This window comes from Ensifer sp. ENS09 (genome assembly GCF_014852425.1).
In the GTDB taxonomy this organism is placed as follows: domain Bacteria; phylum Pseudomonadota; class Alphaproteobacteria; order Rhizobiales; family Rhizobiaceae; genus Ensifer.
The window spans coordinates 1,172,559-1,189,025 of sequence record NZ_JACVBP010000002.1 but is presented as its reverse complement, the minus strand read 5'-3'; the positions used below and the strand labels follow the sequence as shown (position 1 = coordinate 1,189,025).

Below are 16,467 nucleotides of genomic sequence, written 5' to 3'. Positions count from 1 at the left end.
GCTTTCTATCGCCGACGCAGCAGATGCGTCCGCGTGTTTATTCCCACTCGATCGTGCCTGGCGGCTTCGAGGTGACGTCGTAGACGACGCGGTTGATGCCGCGGACCTCGTTGATGATGCGCGTCGCCGCGCGGCCGAGGAATTCCATGTCGTAGTGGTAGAAGTCCGCCGTCATGCCATCGACCGAGGTGACGGCGCGAAGGGCACAGACGAACTCGTAGGTGCGGCCATCGCCCATGACGCCGACGGTCTGCACCGGCAGAAGCACGGCGAAGGCCTGCCAGATGGCGTCGTAGAGGCCGGCCTTGCGGATCTCGTCGAGATAGATCGCATCGGCTTCGCGCAGGATCTCAAGCTTCTCGCGGGTGATGCCGCCCGGGCAACGGATGGCGAGGCCCGGACCCGGGAAGGGGTGGCGGCCGATGAAGCTGTCGGGCAGGCCGAGCTCGCGGCCGAGCACGCGCACTTCGTCCTTGAAGAGTTCGCGCAGCGGCTCGACGAGCTGCATGTTCATGCGTTCGGGCAGGCCGCCGACATTGTGGTGCGACTTGATCGTCACCGACGGGCCGCCGGTGAAGGAAACGCTTTCGATGACGTCGGGATAGAGGGTGCCCTGAGCGAGGAAGTCGGCGCCGCCGAGCTTCTTCGCCTCTTCTTCGAACACTTCGATGAACAGGCGGCCGATGATCTTGCGCTTGGTCTCGGGATCGCTCTGGCCTTCCAGTTCGCCGATGAAACGGTCGGATGCGTCGACGTGCAGGAGGTGCAGGTTGTAGTGCTCCTCGAACATCGCAACGACGTTCTTCGCCTCGTCCTTGCGCATCAGGCCGTGGTCGACGAGGATGCAGGTGAGCTGGTCGCCAACCGCTTCATGGATCAGCAGGGCCGCAACCGAGCTGTCGACGCCGCCCGAGAGCGCGCAGATGACCTTCTTGTCGCCAACCTGCTTGCGGATCGCTTCGACCGCCTTGGCGCGGTAGGCCGACATCGACCAGTCGCCCTTGATGCCGGCAATCTTGTGCACGAAGTTGGAAATCAGCTTGGCGCCGTCGGGCGTGTGCACCACTTCCGGATGGAACTGCACGGCGTAGTACTTGCGCTTTTCGTCGGCGATGAAGGCGAAGGGCGCGTTGGCGGAGGTCGCGACGACCTCGAAGCCCTCGGGGATCGCGGTCACGCGGTCGCCGTGCGACATCCAGACCTGGTGGCGCGAGCCGACCGACCAGAGGCCTTCGAACAGCGGGCAGTCCTTCTCGACTTCGAGGAAGGCGCGGCCGAATTCGCGGTGATGGCCGCTCTCGACCTTGCCGCCGAGCTGGGCGCAGATGGTCTGCTGGCCATAGCAGATGCCGAAGACCGGCAGACCGGAATCGAAGATCACCGAGGGCGCACGCGGCGAGCCGATGTCGAGGGTGGAGGCCGGGCTACCGGAGAGGATGACGGCCTTCGGCTTCAGCCGCTGAAAACCTTCTTCGGCCGACTGGAACGGCACGATTTCGCAATAGACACCGGATTCGCGGACGCGTCGGGCGATGAGCTGCGTCACCTGGCTGCCGAAGTCGACGATGAGGACGGTGTCGGGATGGGCTGTCTGGGTCATTGGGTGCCTTCAAACAAGCTTGATCATGGCGAGCCTTTAATGAAAGCCCGCCATCGACGCAACGATTCAATTGCACCCGGACAATTCCGGGGTTTTAGAGCGGGATCGCGCCACCCAAGACCGCATTCTCCAACCGGTCGATCACGCTTGCAAGCTTCTCGTCGATGACGTGAAGATACTCCGTCCAGTCGTTGACATGCTTCAGTTCGGCCTTGCCGTCGGAAATGCCGCGAAGCGCAATCAAGGGAGTTCCGAAGGACTGGCAGGCGCGTAAGACCGCGAAGGTCTCCATCTCCACCATGTCGGCGTCGATCCCATCATAGGCAGCGCCCGAAACGATGTTGGCGCCAGTCGAAAGCCGCGCCTCGGGCACGCCGGGGATGCGCAGCGGCAGCGGCACCACGGCCGGAAGGTCGAGAAACGGCGTTCTCCCCTTCTCGAAGCCGAGCGGCGAGGCGTCCATGTCGCGGTAGCCGACGGAAACAGCCTGGTAGACTTCCGTCTGTTCGAGCTTGGCCGCACCCGCCGAACCGAGGGAAACGACGAGATCGGGCAGGGCCCGTTCGGCCGCAAGTTCAGCAAGCGTGCGCGTCAACACGACGGCCGCCTCGACCGGGCCGACGCCGGTCATCAGCGGCTTGATCCGGTCTTTCAGGTGCGGGCCGTATTCGGCATCCACGGCCATGACGTAGAGCACCTTGCGTCCGGCAACGTCCTTGACGGCAAAACTCATCCTTCAATCCCTTCGCGTCCGCGCACCACCATCATCGTTCCGGTCATCGAGGCGATCAGCTTTGCCGGTCCGTCGGAGCGGATCGCATAGCCGCGGCCGTCGGAAACGATGATCGTCGAGCCGGGCTTGGTCACCTCGCCGCGGAACAGGAACCGCTCGCCGCGTCCGGGCGAAAGCAGGTTGACCTTGAACTCGATCGTCAGGATCGAGGCCTCCGGGTCGATCACCGAATAGGCCGCATAGGTGCCGGCCGAATCCAGTGCTGCGGAGATCACGCCGGCGTGCAGGAAGCCATGCTGCTGCGTCAGCTTGTCGTCGAAGGGCAGCTCGATTTCGACCGTGCCCTGCTCGACCAGTGTCAGTTCGGCGCCGATCGTGCGCATCGCCGCCTGCCGCGCAAAACTGTTGCGGATGCGGTTTCGGAAATCGGGGGGATCACGGTCGTCCATCAGTCCATGGGCCTTTGTGTCGCGCGGCATCATTATGCTGGGCGGACAGTGGCACGCTCATGAAGGTCCGACAAGTTCAATTCATGAGCAAAATCGCGCTGTTGAGTGCGGTCGCAAACGCAACCCAAGCGAGATAGGGGAGGAACACCAGGGCCGAAAGACGGTCTCTTTGCCAGCTTGCGACGACGAAGCCGGCGACCGCGATCACGAGCGCAAGGATGACGATCAACGCCGACGAGATATCCTGCATGCCGAAAAACAGCGGCGACCAGAGGAAGTTGAGGATCATCTGCGCCAGCCACAGGCGCATGGCGGCGGTACGGCGATGGTCGAGAAAGATCCTGGCACCGGCGATGCCGATCATCACGTAGAGGATCGACCAGACGGGCGCGAAGACCCAGTTCGGCGGATTGAAGGCGGGTTTTGCCAGCGACTGGTACCATTCGCCGGGGATGTTGTTGTAGCCGATGAGAAGGCCGAGGCCGAGAACGGCGGCGATGAAGATTGTGTAAACGATCGGTCTGTTCATGGCTTCGACAGATAGAACAAACTTTGACGCTTTCCAGCGGCCTTGCCGTTTTGAAGCCGCGATGTGTCACCTATATCATCGCCATGAAGAGCTTCAGACGCATCGACATCCGCTCGGCCGGCCCGGATGACATCATGATGATCGCCTCCGTTATCGTCGAAACCTGGCGATCGACGTTCCGCGGGCTGATTTCCGATGCCTTTCTCGACGGCATGAGCAGCGAGGAACAGGCGCTGCGTCACGCAAGGCGCATGCGCATCGCCGATGTGTTCCATCTGGTTGCGGTTGACATGAGCACGAACAGGGTGATCGGCTTTGCCAATTACGGCAAAGCGCGCTCGATGCCGCCGCGGTTCGACCGGGAACTCTATGCGCTCTATATCCTCAAGGAGTTCCAGGGGGCCGGCATCGGCTCGGCACTCGTGCGCAGCGTCGCCGGCCACTGCCGGGAACTGGGCGGCAAGTCGCTCTTTGCCTGGGTGCTTTCCAGCAACCCGAGCCGGGGTTTCTACGAGCGCCTCGGCGCCGTTGCCGTCGGCCAGGGACAGGTGAGTCTCGGTGGCGAAAACCACGACCAGACCGCCTATCGCTGGAACGATCTGGCAAAGCTCTCGGGCGACGGCCGCTTTTCGGCCTGAGATCGCTTTGGCGCTAAACCAGCCGCACGATGTGCTGGTCCCAGGCCACGCGGCTCTTGTTGGCCTTGAAGTGACCGTCATAGGAGGAAACGGCAAAGCCGTGATCGGCGCTGGCGACCCCCGCCGCATCGACGACGCGCTCTTGCTTCAGCACCGCGCCGGTTCGTGCGTCGAGCGTCACCGCCACGCCGCCCTTCGGAGACGTCAGCCCGATCAGTCCCTCGTTCCGGTTGACGGCGATGGCGCCCACATAGTTCGCCAGCGCTTCCGTCGTGCGCTCGGGCAGCGACAGGAACTTCAGGTCCTCTCCCTGGGAAAACGAGCCGACGAGCGGCGGCAGATCGTTGCGCGCACCTTCGTATTGGCAGGCAAACCAGATTTCGCCCTTCGGGCCGATGTCGACATGCCGGGTCGACAGACGGCTGAGATCATCCGGCAGACCGTGCTTCTGCACCAACGCGCCGGTCGTGGTATCGACCAGCGTCAGGCTCGGCTGCATGTGGTCGAGATTGAGCTTGGTGCGGCCGAAATCCGGATGGGTCTCGATGCCGCCATTGGCGATCGCCAGCAGTTTCCCGTTGGCGCTCAGCGTCATGTCGTGCGGGCCGATGCCATAGGTCGGGAATTCGCCGATGCGAGCGAAGTTATCGCTGCCGTCATAGATACCGACCATGCCGCGGTTGGCGGCAAAGTCGTTCTCGGTGGCATAGAGCAGCTTGCCGTCTCCTGAGAAGCAGCCGTGGCCGTAGAAATGCCGGCCGTCGGCCGCGACAATGACCACCGGCTCGGCCGAGCCATCGGTCGCAAGGATCATCGCATAGGTGCCGGGTCTGCGGGCAAACGCGACGGCGCGGCGGCTGGCCGGCGAATAGGCCATGCCGTGGGCTCGGGCCGGCAGCGCCGTGCGGTCGATGATCTCGCCGGCTTCCGTCAGCGTCGCAACGCCATAGCTGCCATCAGGCGCCATGAAGGCCGAGGCGAAGACCGCATCCGCCCGGGTCAGAGCGAAGGCCCGGTCGGGCGCAAGGCTCGCCATCCAGGCAGCGCCCGCCATTTTCAGGAAACTGCGTCGGTCGATCAGGCCTGTGGCGGCTGTCATGCCATTGTCCCCAGTCATGGAATTTCCGCACAAACGGCGGCTGTGCCGCCGTTTGTCTTGGCACCTTAAACGCTCAGAGCCAGCCCCGGCGCTTGAAGTAGAAATAGGGCACGATCGCCGAGATCACCATCAGCATCAGTGCCGCAGGGTAGCCGAATTCCCACTGCAGTTCCGGCATTACCCCGAAGTTCATGCCGTAGATCGAGGCGACCAGCGTCGGCGGCAGGAAGACGACGGCGGCAACCGAGAAGATCTTGATGATCTGGTTCTGCTCGAGATTGATAAGGCCGAGCGTTGCGTCGAGCAGGAAGTTGATCTTGTTCGACAAAAACAGCGCGTGGTCGCCAAGCGAGGTCGCGTCCCGCTGGATCAGCTTGATCCGCTGACGGCTCTCCTTGCCGGCCTTGCGCGGCCCCATGCCTTCGAGCGCCACGTGATAGGCGACGAGCCGGCCGATGCTGACCAGGCTTTCGCGAATGACCGTCAACAGATCGCCTTTCTGGCCGATCTGCTCGATCAGCGACTGCAGGTTGCGCGTCTTCTTGGTAGCGCTGGCATTGGTCTTGCGGAACACTTCGCGCGAGATCGCGTCGACCTCGCTGCCGGCGCGCTCCAGCGCGTCCGCCGTGCGGTCGATGATCGCTTCCAGGAGGCCGAGCATCACAAGTTCGCCACTCTCGCAGATCTGGCCGTTGGCCTTCTGGATGCGGTGGGAAAAGGTCTGGAACGGCTTCGGGTCCGCATGGCGCACCGTGACCAGCGTCGTGCCCTTGAGGATGAAGGTCACCGGCACCTTGACCGGATAGTCGCTGTCGAGCTTGGCCGCTGCGGTCATCGTCATGAATTCCGCGCCGGCTTCCTGGTAGAGCCGGTCGGAAAGCTCGATCTCCTGCATCTCGTCGCGGGTCGGGATCTCGATGCCGAGCTGGCCCTCGACCAGGCGCGTCTCCTCGGAGGAGGGATTGAGAAGGTCGTACCAGATGGCAGGGGTCGGTAGCGCGATGCCATCGAGCATGTCGACAAGCACGAGGTGGCTGTTCTGGCTTTTGAAGATGCGCAGCATATTGGGCTCCATAGGGCGAGTCATCCGACCGCCGTGAAGCCCTGATCAAATCAGGACCGGACGGTCGTGAGCGTGAAGGCTCGACTTCGACTGTCGGGGTTCATTGGGAGTTGGTCCTTGTGGTGAAACGTGCCCGCGAAAGCGGACACGGGAAGCGCTTTGCGCCCAAAAATCGTCCTTGTCAACACCCGGTCGCGCCGCCGGATTTCTCAGTCGCCATCGGCGAAGGAGAAGCCGGCGCCAAGGCCGATCGCGCCGCCGAAATCGTTGTTCAGGCGGTTGAGCAGGTCGTTGACGTTGAGCGACAGGAAGGCGAGCTTGCCGCGTTTGCCTTCGTCGGCAAGGGCGGCGTCGATCGGCCCGTCGACATTGCCGGCCATGCTGATCACCGACTTGAAGACGAAGTCGGCCGAACCCGCGACCGAGCGGCTGTCTTCCGGCAGCAGGCTCTGCATGTCGGCCACATCGAACAGGGTCTTCAGCCCCCGGACGTTCGCGGCGATCGACGGCATGGTGTTGCCGGAGCGCCAGTAGATCGCGAGCTTCGGATGTCCCTTGTCGTCCTTGCCCTCGTAGAAGGGCTTCAGCCGTTGGTCCTTCACCGTCTCGACGCCATGGACGAGAATGCCGAGCAGTTCGGTGGCCGCCTCGCGGTTGTCGCGGAACTCGGGATTGTCGGGCCCCGGATGTTTCCAGGCCGCCTGAATGCCGTCGGGCTTTTGCCACGCGGCCAGGAACTCGTTGGCGATGGTGTCGAGGTTCTTGGTGATCGCCAGGCCGTAGCGGCAGCGGAAATCGCCGTCCTTGTTCAGAAGCGTCTCGGCGCCCGTGCCGTAGAGCACGTATTCGAGCGCGCCGAGGCCTTGCGCTGCAACGCTTTTGCCCTTGAGCTTGGCTTCGTCCGCAGCGCTTTCGTCCCTCTTCGAGACGATCGCCTGCACCTGCTTCAAGCCCGTGCTCTTGCGGTCGGGGTAGAACAGGAACCGCTCGAAGCGATTCTGCTCAAGCGCCGGACCAAGCCTCACCACCTCGATCGCCGACCAGGCGCCGACCACCTCGGAAAACGCAGTGCGAGCGCCGTCGACCGTCGCCTGTGACGGCGCCGCGCAGAGCTTGGCCGTGGCCTTTGTAGCGGCAGCGGTCTTTTCCGTGAGGTTGCGGTAGCCGGGGATGATGAAGTCGTCGACGGCCTTGGCCATGACCGTAGGCACGGCCGCCTCGTTGACGACGCGCGGCGAGAGCGCGCTTCCTTCTTGGGCCACTGCGGGGAAAACGGGCGTCAGGGTCAGGGCAAAAGCGAGAGTAAGCGTATGCGTGCGGGGCATCAGAGTGACTCCAGGAAGGCAAGGAGATCTCGGCGATCGCCTGCGGCAAGGGCGGCAAAGGCATCACGGGCCTTCTGCCCTTCGCCGCCGTGCCACAGGATCGCTTCGGTGAAATTGCGGGCGCGTCCGTCGTGTAGCAGAAAAGTGTGCCCACTGACGGTCTTCGTCAAGCCGATGCCCCAAAGCGGCGGCGTGCGCCACTCGCGGCCGGTAGCCACACCCACCTGCTGTCCGTCGGCAAGAGCCTCGCCCATGTCGTGCAGCAGGAAATCGGAATAGGGCCAGATCAGCTGGAAGGATTGCGCCTTGCCCACCGCATCGCGGCGGGTGACGAATTTCGGCGTGTGGCAACTGGTGCAGCCGAGATCGTAAAAGACCTTCTTGCCGCGGAGCGTTTCGGCAAAGCTCGCCTTGCGCCGTGCCGGCACGGCGAGGTTCTCCGAGTAGAAGGTCACGAGGTTGAGCACCGGGTCGGGCGCCTCTGTGGGGCCGAGGCGCGCCTGCTCGCCGGTCGGCATGGTCAGGCATTCTTTCTGGGCTGCGGTGCAATCGCCGTGCGGCCGGTCGGCGTCGGGAGACGAGATGCCGATATCGGTGGCGAAAGCATCGGCGCTCTGCTGCCGAACGGTGGCGTTCTGCGCCTTCCAGCCGAAGCGGCCGAGCATGAGCTTGCCGGTCTTGGCATCCCGCGTCAGCGCCGGCCGGCCGCTGATGCCGTCACCATCCCTATCGTCGGGGTCGGCTTTCGCCAGAATATCCGCCTCATGGATCGCCTCTATCAGGCCGAGGCCGATCATCGGCTGCGCCACGCGGGGCGAGAGCGTCGTTGCCGGATCGAGCGGTCCGTAGGCAAGGTCGGTGACGGAATAGCTGGGCCGGCGCAGAGACGCGGCTTCGCCATCAGGAAAGGTGAAGGGCTCTTCGGTGTAGCTGACCTTCAGATGGCCTTCGGCGGCAAGGCCGGGCACGGCGCTATCCTGAAGCTGGGCGCCATAAACAGGGTCGCCGAAGTTCACCACCTCGTGCGCCGCAATCATCCGGCGCTCCTCGTCGTCGCGGGGCGGCCGCGCCAGGCGGAAGAACATCGAGGTCGTATCGACGGCACCCTCCGGCGGACGGCCGCGCCCGTCCTTCAGGTGACAGCTCTGGCAGGCACGGGCGTTGTAGAGCGGACCGAGCCCGTCGGAGGCCTGGGTGGAGGAGGGGGAGGAAACCCAAAGCTTGCGAAAGAGCGCGTTGCCGAGCTTGAAGCCCTCTTCCTCCTGGAAGGTGAGGTTGGCCGAAAACTGCGAAAAACTGTCGGCATTGACGGGCGCGATCGAGGTCGCGGCGCCCCCCGACATGGCCTCGAAGGTTTCCGCGTTGGAGAAATCGGTCGCAGGCTGGGTCACCGCCTGCACGCGCTGGCGGTCCTTGTCGTCGAGATCGGAGCGTTCGGTCAAAAGGCCATCGCCTGCGAAGGCGGGCAGGGCCGTGGAAAGCGCTTGCACGAGAAGAAGCGCGTAAAGGCGGGAAGCGCCGAGTTTCATCTCAGGAGGATCGGGCCGCATCTTTGTCGATGCGGCCCGCCTTTTCAGCTTATTGGAAGACGGCGTTAGGATTATCCAGGCTGTCGGAACCTTCAAGCTCGACGGTGCCGAGATCCAGCGACGCAATGACACGCTGTACGGTCTTTGCCTGGGCGATCAGGCCGTCGATCGCCGCCTGAATGGTGGCGTTGCCCTCGGCATTGCCTTCGCCGATCATCTGGTCGTAGGCCTCGGTCGTTTCCGCGCGCTTGGCCATCGCCTGCATCTTCTCGACCGTGGTGGCGAGGTTGCCCGCCATCTCCTTGTCGAGCGCGGCATCCTTGGCCGCGACGAGTTCGGAGAGCGACGGGCCGGTCATCTTGGTGCCGTCGACGCGGGTGTATTCGCCCGTATAGGCCGACTGGATGCCGATCGCATCGTGCAGGTGCGAGTTGTGCGTGTTGTCGGAGAAGCAGTCATGCTCTTCTTCCGGATCGTGCAGCAAGAGGCCGAGCTTCATGCGTTCGCCGGCCAGTTCGCCATAGGAGAGCGAGCCCATGCCGGTGAGGATGGCGACGAGGCCAGCCTTCGGGTCGGCCCCGACCGCCTTGGTCGCGGCACCATCCGGCGTCCAGTTGGCGACCATTTCCTTGAGGTCGGAAACGAGCAGCTCGGTCGCAGCCTTCAGATAGGCGGCGCGGCGGTCGCAATTGCCGCCGGTGCAGGCCTTGGTGTCGTAGTCCGTGTAGGGGCGGTTGCCGGCGCCGGCCTTGGTGCCGTTCAGGTCCTGGCCCCAGAGCAGGAATTCGATCGCGTGGTAGCCTGTCGCGACGTTTGCCTCGATGCCGCCGGCTTCCTGCAGCGTGCCCGCCAGGAATTCCGGCGTGATGTTGGAGGCGTCGACGTCCTTGCCGTCGATCTTGATCGTCTTGTTGGCGATGACATTGGCGGTGAACAGCGCGTTCTCGTCGCTCTCGGTGCCATAGCTCGGATCGACATAGTCGATCAGGCCTTCGTCGAGGGGCCAGGCGTTGACCTTGCCTTCCCACTCGTCAACGATCGCGTTGCCGAAACGGTAGACTTCGGTTTCCTGGTAGGGGTTGCGGGCCTTCTTCCAGGCGTCGCGCGCGGCCTTCAGCGTTTCTTCGCTCGGCGTCGCGATCAGCGCATCGACCGCCTTGTCGAGCGCTTCTGCGGTCGTCAGCGCATCTTCGAACTTGGCGTGAGCGACGGCGGTGTAGTGCTTCACCACGGCGGCGGCATCGGTCGCGGCATGGGCCGGCTGCAGGGCCATCGCCGAGGTCGCCGTCATCAGCGCCAGCGCGGCGCCGCGGAAAAATTTCTTGGTCATGACCCTCTCCTGTTGTGTCCCCCGGCGCCGTCGAACGCGCCGCAAAACATGGCGTCGTTCAGCCGTCGAGCCATCAGAAAAGGCCCCGCCGAGCCCGCTTCTCATGAACCAAAAGCAAACTTGTGTCAAAGTGTATAGTTTAGAACGCTTTCAATCTGATGCGCGCCTTTTGCCGATCGTCAAAAGGCCTTAACCCTTGCGTTGCATCAGGCAGAAGAAGAAGCCGTCCGTGCCGGTGGAAGCGGGTGTCAGCGTCACCGTCTTCATGTCCGCAGACCAGGGCTGCGGCTTGTCGGTGCCGAACAGCGAAGCCCAGATATCGGCGGCCGACAGGATCTCGAATTCCGGATTGTCCTCGCAGAAGCCGTAGACCTGCGCCTCGTTTTCCTCAGGCAGAACCGAGCAGGTGACGTAGATCAGGTGGCCGCCGGGTCGGACGAACTGCGCCGCACTTGCGAGCGCCTCTTCCTGCTGTGAGATGCGCTCTTCGAGGTTCTTCTGGTTCAGCCGCCACTTGGTGTCGGGGCGACGGCGCCAGGTGCCGGTCCCGGTGCAGGGCGCATCGACCAGCACGCGGTCGAAACGGCCGGCCAGCGGCGCGAGGCTTTCGGTCGATTCATGCACCTGGACATTGCGAGTACCGGCGCGCTTCAGCCGCTCGATGATCGGGGCAAGCCGCTTGCGGTCGGTGTCATAGGCGTGGACCTGGCCCTTGTTGTTCATTGCCGCCGACATGGCGAGCGTCTTGCCACCGCCGCCGGCGCAATAGTCGAGCACCTGTTCGCCTTCCTGCGGATAGGCGAGGTCGGCGACGATCTGCGATCCCTCGTCCTGGACCTCGAACCAGCCCTTCTGGAAGGAGAGCTCGGCCGTCACGTTCGGCAGGCGCGAGGCGCCTTCGCCGGCGGGAATGCGGATGCCGTTGCGGGCGATCGTTGCTGCCTCGGCGCCGCTGCGCTCCAGTGCCTTCAGCACCTTGGCGCGCGAGGCCTTCAGCGTGTTGGCGCGCAGGTCCAGCGTCGGCCGGCCTGCGAGCGCCTTGGCTTCTTCCAGCCAGTCGTCGGAAAAGTTTTCTTCAAAGGAGGCTTGCACCCATTCCGGGATATCGCCCTGCACATGGGCCGGGGCGTCTTCGATCCGGCGCGACCTGAAGGCCTGAAGCTGTTCGGCCGGTGCCTCCGGCGCGAACTTGTCGCCATCGAGTTCGGCGGCCAGCTTTTCTGGCGAAAAGCCCCACTGGCGGTACATCACCGCATGGCCGAGCGCCGAGGCGCTGTCGCTGTCCATGAGGTAAGCGTGAGAGAGTTTCATGCGAAGAGCGTCGTAGACGATGTTGCCGATCGCCGAGCGATCGCCGGATCCGGCGAAACGGTGGGCAAGGCCCCAATCCTTGAGCGCGTCGGCGACCGGGCGCTTCCGCTTTTCGATATCCTCAAGAACCTCAATGGCTCCAGCGAGCCTGCCGCCCAAACGCATCTTCGATCAACTCCTTTTTCGCCGTGGTAACGGCGATGGCATCGAAGAGCAAGACGGCGGAGAAGATTAACCGCCGAGAACGGCCTTTAGCGAAGTAGATCCACCCGAACGCAGGCCGGGTAGCAGTATTTCAAGATCAGGAGTTGACGACGCGGTAGCAGACGCTGGCAGTACCGGAGCGAACCATGCCGATCTGCGAAGCTGCAGCCTTGGAAAGATCCATGACGCGACCGCGGATGAACGGGCCGCGATCGTTGATGCGAACGATCACGCTCTTGCCGTTGCGCTTGTTGGTGACCTGCACCTTAGTGCCGAATTTCAGGCTGCGATGGGCGGCCGTCAGGTGAGCGGCATTCATGCGCTCGCCGGACGCGGTCTTGGAGCTCAGCGCATACCAGGATGCGCCGCCGCAGCCGGCGCCGGCTGCATGGCTATCGGAAACGGAAACGAGACCGATAGTGGCCGTGAATAGCGCTGCAGCGGCAGCAGTCTTGATCTTCGCTGGCGTCAAACTGGCGATCCCCTCGGTCAAAACACTTGGTTAAAAACTTCTGGGAACCGCTAATTGGGGCGAAAAATGGCAAAAACGTGCTTCAACCATTTACGCTCTATTAGGATTTATTAAAAAATGACGAAATTTCAAAAACGAAGATTGTTTGAAATAGTTTAAGCCTGCGCTGGAAGTTCTTTGGAATCAGGGGTTGAGCGCTCGCCAACTTCCGCACGCGGGCCGAACTCGCCGGTAAACGAAAAAAAACATTAAAAATTTCGAATTGGACCAATTGTCCGGAATCCGGATGGTCGAAAATTCGTTACTAGCGCACAGGTTGTGTGAAATTAGCCAAGTATCGAACGAATATCCAAAGAATGTCACAATTGCGCTCGCCCAGCCCTGACCATTACTGACGGACTGACTGTCGACGTTCTATAAGCATTACGGGTTATGCTATCTGGCGCGCGCCATATTTCGTTTCACTGTCCGCGCCAAGCGCCCGACTGCCAGAGCTGTGCAAGCGAGACGCGATAATCCGGAAACGCGAATTCAAAACCGGTTTCGCGCATGCGGGCGTTCGAAACCCGTTTGTTTTCGCCATAGAAGGTGCGGGCCATGGGTGACAGTTCGGCTTGCTCGAAGGGCGTTTCCGGTGGCGGCTCGACACCCATCAGCCGGGCGGCTTCCGCGACCACGTCCTGCGGCGGCGCCGGCTCGTTGTCGGTGATGTTGAAGACACCGCCGGTGCCAGTGTTGGCGAGGAACAGCGCCGCGGCGCCGATATCCTCGACGCGGATGCGATTGAACACCTGGCCGGGCTTGACCAGCCGCCGTGCCGTGCCGTTTTCGAGATTGCAAAAGGCGTTGCGTCCGGGGCCGTAGATGCCGGAGAGCCTCAGCACCGCGACGGGAATATCCTGCTTCTTGCCGAAGGCGATCCAGGCGTCCTCCGCTTCCACCCGCTCGACAGAGCGGGCCGAGACCGGTTTGCGCAGCATGTCCTCGGTGACCCATTCTCCGCCGTGGTCGCCATACACGCCGACCGTCGAGAGGTAGCCGATCCATTTGAGGTTCGGCGCGATCTGCGCGAGGTCCGGGCTCGTGGCGCGGAACATGGGATCGCCGTCGCGACCGGGCGCGATCGACTGGATCAAATGGGTTGCCTTGCCAAGGGCGGTGGCCAGTTCGTCAGCGATCGTCTCGCCGTCGAAGAGGACCGGGCGGATGCCGGCCCTTTCGAGCTTTGCCGCCTTCTCCTCGGTCCGGGTGGTGCCGATGACACTTGTGGCCGTCGGGGCCATCGCTTTTGCGATTGCCGTACCGGAGTAACCGGCGCCAAGGATCAGGACATGCATCGGCTCACTCCCGCGATCTGCCATTCGTTGAGGACGTCTTCGTCCGTCTCTGGCTCGCATTGTTCGGCAAATTCCGCAAGCGCCGCAGGCGCGACCAATCGTGACAGCGCCCAGACCGCCATCGCCCGCACCACGGCAGAGGTGTCGTTGACGCGGGCCTTGACTGCGGGCACCAGCGCCTCACTGCCGGAGTTGCCGGCGGCGATCAGCACGTTCCGCACGAAGCGGTCGCGACCGATGCGCTTGACCGGCGAGCCTGAGAACAGGCTGCGGAAGCTCGGGTCATCGAGGTCAAGCAGGGTTTCGAGCGACGGCGCCTTCAGGTCGTCGCGTGCTCTGAGCTTCATTTCCGAGGCCGCCTGCGCGAACTTGTTCCAAGGGCAGGCGGCAAGACAGTCGTCGCAGCCATAGATGCGGTTGCCGATCAGCGGCCGGAATTCAGGATCGATCGGCCCCTTGTGCTCGATCGTGAGGTAGGAAATGCAACGGCGCGCGTCGATCCGGTAGGGCGCCGGGAAGGCGTCGGTCGGACAGGCGTCGAGACAGGCGCGGCAGGAGCCGCAATGGTCGCGCTCGGCCTCGTCGAACGCAAGGTCGGCCGTGGTGAACAGGCTGCCGAGAAACAGCCACGAACCGTATTCGCGGCTGACGAGATTGGTGTGCTTGCCCTGCCAGCCAAGGCCGGCCTTTTCGGCGAGCGGCTTTTCCATGACAGGGGCGGTATCGACGAAGACTTTCACATCCTCGCCGGCGCGGGCGGCAAAGCGGGTCGCGACTTCCTTCAGCTTGCCCTTGATGATGTCGTGATAGTCGCGGTTCTGGGCATAGACCGAGATCGCGCCGCGATCGGTCTGCTCCAGGATGCCGCGCGGATCGTGTTCCGGCCCGTAGTTCATCGCGAACATCACGACGGAGCGCACCTCGCTCCAGAGCGTGCGCGGATCGGAACGGCGCTCGGCCGTCTCCTCGAGCCAGTCCATCGTGCCGTGAAAACGTTCGTCGAGGAAATCCCTGAGCCGGCTTGGGGCTTGCGGAATGGCATCGGGCCGGGTGATGCGACAGAGATCGAAGCCCTTGTCTGCCGCTTCAGCCTTCAGGAACGCCGTCAGCTTCAGCCGGCGCCGTTCCTCACTGTCTGCCTTGGCATCGATGCCGGGCACGCTGTTCGCCTCAGAAGTCGAGATCCGCATAGTGCGGAACGGGGGTCACGCCGCGCACGCGTTCGGCAAGCAGCGGGCGGAACGAGGGGCGGGACTTCAGCCGCTGGTACCATTCCTTGGCGCTCGGAGCGTCCGACCAGTCGATTTCTCCAAGATAGTCGAGCACGGACACGGTCGCGGCCGCGGCGAGATCCGCATAGGAAATGCGGTCGCCGGCAAGCCAGGTGCGCGTGCCCGCGAGCCACGAGAGGTATTTCATGTGCTGGCGGATGTTGGCGCGGGACGTGCGCAGGATCTTGCTGTCGGGCGCGCCGCCGCCCTGGTCCGGCGTCATCTGCAGCTTGAAGATACGCTCGCGCACCAGCGGCCGGGTCACATCGGCTTCCATCTTCTGCAGGAACCACTCGACCAGCCGGCGGATCTCGGCGCGCTGGAACGGATCTTCCGCGAGCAGCCGGCGATCCCGCTTCATGATGCCGTTCGTCTCGTCGAGATATTCCGAGATGATCGTGGCCCCACAGAGAGCCCTCATACTATCGTCAACATAGACCGGTAGCGTGCCGGCCGGGTTCAACGCCAGGAAGTCGCGCCGATTTTCCCAGGGCTGCTCATCCGTCAGTTCCGTCTGATAGCCGTATTCCGAAAGGATCAGGCGAACGAACCGTGAGGCGGAGGACATTGGGTGATGATACAGTGTCGGCATCGATGATCTGGTTTCTCAGAGGCTTTTTGCTGGGGGCATCAGCGTGGCGGCGCAAGCGTCTGGCCACGGCTCATAAGAAAGAGCTATAGAAATTTGTGGTGGCAAACACAAGCGAATCAGCCTTTTCCCCCCACTTCAAAACTTGTCAGGAAAATCTCATATATGGCGGATCAATCGATCATCAGCGCGCTGGTCCTCGGGCTCATCGAGGGCCTGACGGAGTTTATCCCTGTCTCGTCGACGGCGCATGTTCTCCTCGCCGGCCACTTTCTCGGCTTCAAGTCGCCGGGCAACACCTTCGCCGTTCTCATCCAGCTTGGCGCCATTCTGGCGATCCTGCTCGTCTATTTCCAGAAGCTTCTGTCGATCGCACTGGCGCTGCCGACAAGCATCAAGGCGCGCCGCTTCGTCGTGTCAGTGCTGCTCGCCTTCCTGCCGGCGGCCGTCATCGGCGCCATCGCCCATGATTTCATCAAGACGGTGCTGTTCGAGACGCCTGTGCTGATCTGCGTCGTGCTGATCGTCGGTGGCGTCATCCTCTATGCGATCGACCAAATGCCGCTGAAGCCGCGCTATACCGACGTGATGGACTATCCGCCGTCGCTGGCGCTGAAGATCGGCCTGTTCCAGTGCCTGGCGATGATCCCCGGCACGTCCCGTTCGGGCGCGACGATCGCCGGTGCGCTGCTGATGGGCACCGACAAGCGCTCGGCCGCCGAGTTCTCCTTCTTCCTGGCGATGCCGACCATGCTCGGCGCCTTCACGCTGGACCTCTACAAGAACCGCGACGCGCTGTCCTTCGACGATTTCACCCTGATTGCCGTCGGTTTCATCGCGGCCTTCGTCGCCGGCATCTTCGTCGTGCGCTCGCTGCTCGACTTCGTTTCGCGGCGCGGCTTCACCCCGTTTGCCATCTGGCGCATCATCGTTGGTACCGCTGGGCTCATCGGTCTTTGGCTGGTAGGCTGAGCAGAACCGACGATCT

16 protein-coding genes are annotated in these 16,467 nt (G+C 63.1%); 2 read left to right on the top strand and 14 right to left on the bottom strand.

What is annotated here, in order from left to right; all coding sequences use genetic code 11:
- Positions 1-37 precede the first annotated feature (37 nt).
- The 4 genes from guaA to IB267_RS13830 all read right to left on the bottom strand — a co-directional run bounded on the left by guaA (position 38) and on the right by IB267_RS13830 (position 3,311).
- Complete coding sequence (gene guaA, locus IB267_RS13845) at positions 38-1,600, bottom strand: glutamine-hydrolyzing GMP synthase (protein ID WP_192448096.1); 1,563 nt, start codon at positions 1,598-1,600, stop codon at positions 38-40.
- Between the two features lie 94 nt (positions 1,601-1,694).
- The gene (locus IB267_RS13840; protein ID WP_192448095.1) at positions 1,695-2,333 is read right to left on the bottom strand and encodes a 5'-methylthioadenosine/S-adenosylhomocysteine nucleosidase; all 639 of its coding nucleotides are present in this window, start codon (positions 2,331-2,333) and stop codon (positions 1,695-1,697) included.
- A complete protein-coding gene (locus IB267_RS13835; RefSeq protein ID WP_192448094.1) occupies positions 2,330-2,782 on the bottom strand; it encodes a PaaI family thioesterase in 453 nt (150 codons plus the stop codon). Before IB267_RS13835 ends, IB267_RS13840 begins: the two co-directional genes overlap by 4 nt.
- Positions 2,783-2,858: 76 nt before the next feature.
- A complete protein-coding gene (locus tag IB267_RS13830) occupies positions 2,859-3,311 on the bottom strand; it encodes a TspO/MBR family protein (RefSeq protein ID WP_192448093.1) in 453 nt (150 codons plus the stop codon).
- An 83-nt stretch (positions 3,312-3,394) separates the two neighbouring features.
- Here IB267_RS13830 and IB267_RS13825 point away from each other — a divergent pair, with 83 nt between their 5' ends.
- The gene (locus IB267_RS13825) at positions 3,395-3,949 is read left to right on the top strand and encodes a GNAT family N-acetyltransferase (protein ID WP_192448325.1); all 555 of its coding nucleotides are present in this window, start codon (positions 3,395-3,397) and stop codon (positions 3,947-3,949) included.
- A gap of 13 nt (positions 3,950-3,962) precedes the next feature.
- Here the strand turns inward: IB267_RS13825 and IB267_RS13820 are convergent, their stop codons facing one another.
- From IB267_RS13820 to IB267_RS13775, 10 genes are all read right to left on the bottom strand, one after another.
- A complete protein-coding gene (locus IB267_RS13820) occupies positions 3,963-5,048 on the bottom strand; it encodes a DUF1513 domain-containing protein (protein WP_192448092.1) in 1,086 nt (361 codons plus the stop codon).
- 73 nt (positions 5,049-5,121) lie between these two features.
- A complete protein-coding gene (locus IB267_RS13815) occupies positions 5,122-6,111 on the bottom strand; it encodes a magnesium transporter CorA family protein (RefSeq protein WP_192448091.1) in 990 nt (329 codons plus the stop codon).
- A gap of 209 nt (positions 6,112-6,320) precedes the next feature.
- Complete coding sequence (locus tag IB267_RS13810) at positions 6,321-7,436, bottom strand: imelysin family protein (RefSeq protein WP_192448090.1); 1,116 nt, start codon at positions 7,434-7,436, stop codon at positions 6,321-6,323.
- Positions 7,436-8,986: a di-heme oxidoredictase family protein gene (locus IB267_RS13805; RefSeq protein WP_192448089.1), complete on the bottom strand. Its 1,551-nt coding sequence runs from the start codon at positions 8,984-8,986 to the stop codon at positions 7,436-7,438. The genes IB267_RS13810 and IB267_RS13805 overlap by 1 nt, the downstream gene beginning before the upstream one ends.
- Before the next feature lie 28 nt (positions 8,987-9,014).
- On the bottom strand, positions 9,015-10,295 hold the full coding sequence (locus tag IB267_RS13800) for an imelysin family protein (RefSeq protein WP_192448088.1): 1,281 nt from the start codon (positions 10,293-10,295) through the stop codon (positions 9,015-9,017).
- Positions 10,296-10,484: 189 nt separating this feature from the next.
- The gene (locus IB267_RS13795; protein ID WP_192448087.1) at positions 10,485-11,771 is read right to left on the bottom strand and encodes an RsmB/NOP family class I SAM-dependent RNA methyltransferase; all 1,287 of its coding nucleotides are present in this window, start codon (positions 11,769-11,771) and stop codon (positions 10,485-10,487) included.
- A 136-nt stretch (positions 11,772-11,907) separates the two neighbouring features.
- Positions 11,908-12,282 (bottom strand): septal ring lytic transglycosylase RlpA family protein, encoded by a 375-nt coding sequence (locus IB267_RS13790; RefSeq protein WP_060519659.1) that lies wholly within the window; start codon positions 12,280-12,282, stop codon positions 11,908-11,910.
- A gap of 461 nt (positions 12,283-12,743) precedes the next feature.
- A complete protein-coding gene (locus IB267_RS13785) occupies positions 12,744-13,619 on the bottom strand; it encodes an SDR family oxidoreductase (RefSeq protein WP_192448086.1) in 876 nt (291 codons plus the stop codon).
- Positions 13,607-14,809, bottom strand: coding sequence for a tRNA epoxyqueuosine(34) reductase QueG (queG, locus tag IB267_RS13780; RefSeq protein WP_192448085.1), 1,203 nt, complete (start codon positions 14,807-14,809; stop codon positions 13,607-13,609). The genes IB267_RS13785 and queG overlap by 13 nt, the downstream gene beginning before the upstream one ends.
- Positions 14,790-15,482 carry a glutathione S-transferase family protein gene (locus tag IB267_RS13775; RefSeq protein WP_043615432.1) on the bottom strand — a complete coding sequence of 231 codons (693 nt, stop codon included), beginning with the start codon at positions 15,480-15,482 and terminating at the stop codon, positions 14,790-14,792. The genes queG and IB267_RS13775 overlap by 20 nt, the downstream gene beginning before the upstream one ends.
- A 162-nt stretch (positions 15,483-15,644) precedes the next feature.
- Between IB267_RS13775 and IB267_RS13770 the strand changes: the two genes are divergently transcribed.
- Positions 15,645-16,451 (top strand): undecaprenyl-diphosphate phosphatase, encoded by an 807-nt coding sequence (locus IB267_RS13770; protein WP_192448084.1) that lies wholly within the window; start codon positions 15,645-15,647, stop codon positions 16,449-16,451.
- Positions 16,452-16,467 lie beyond the last annotated feature (16 nt).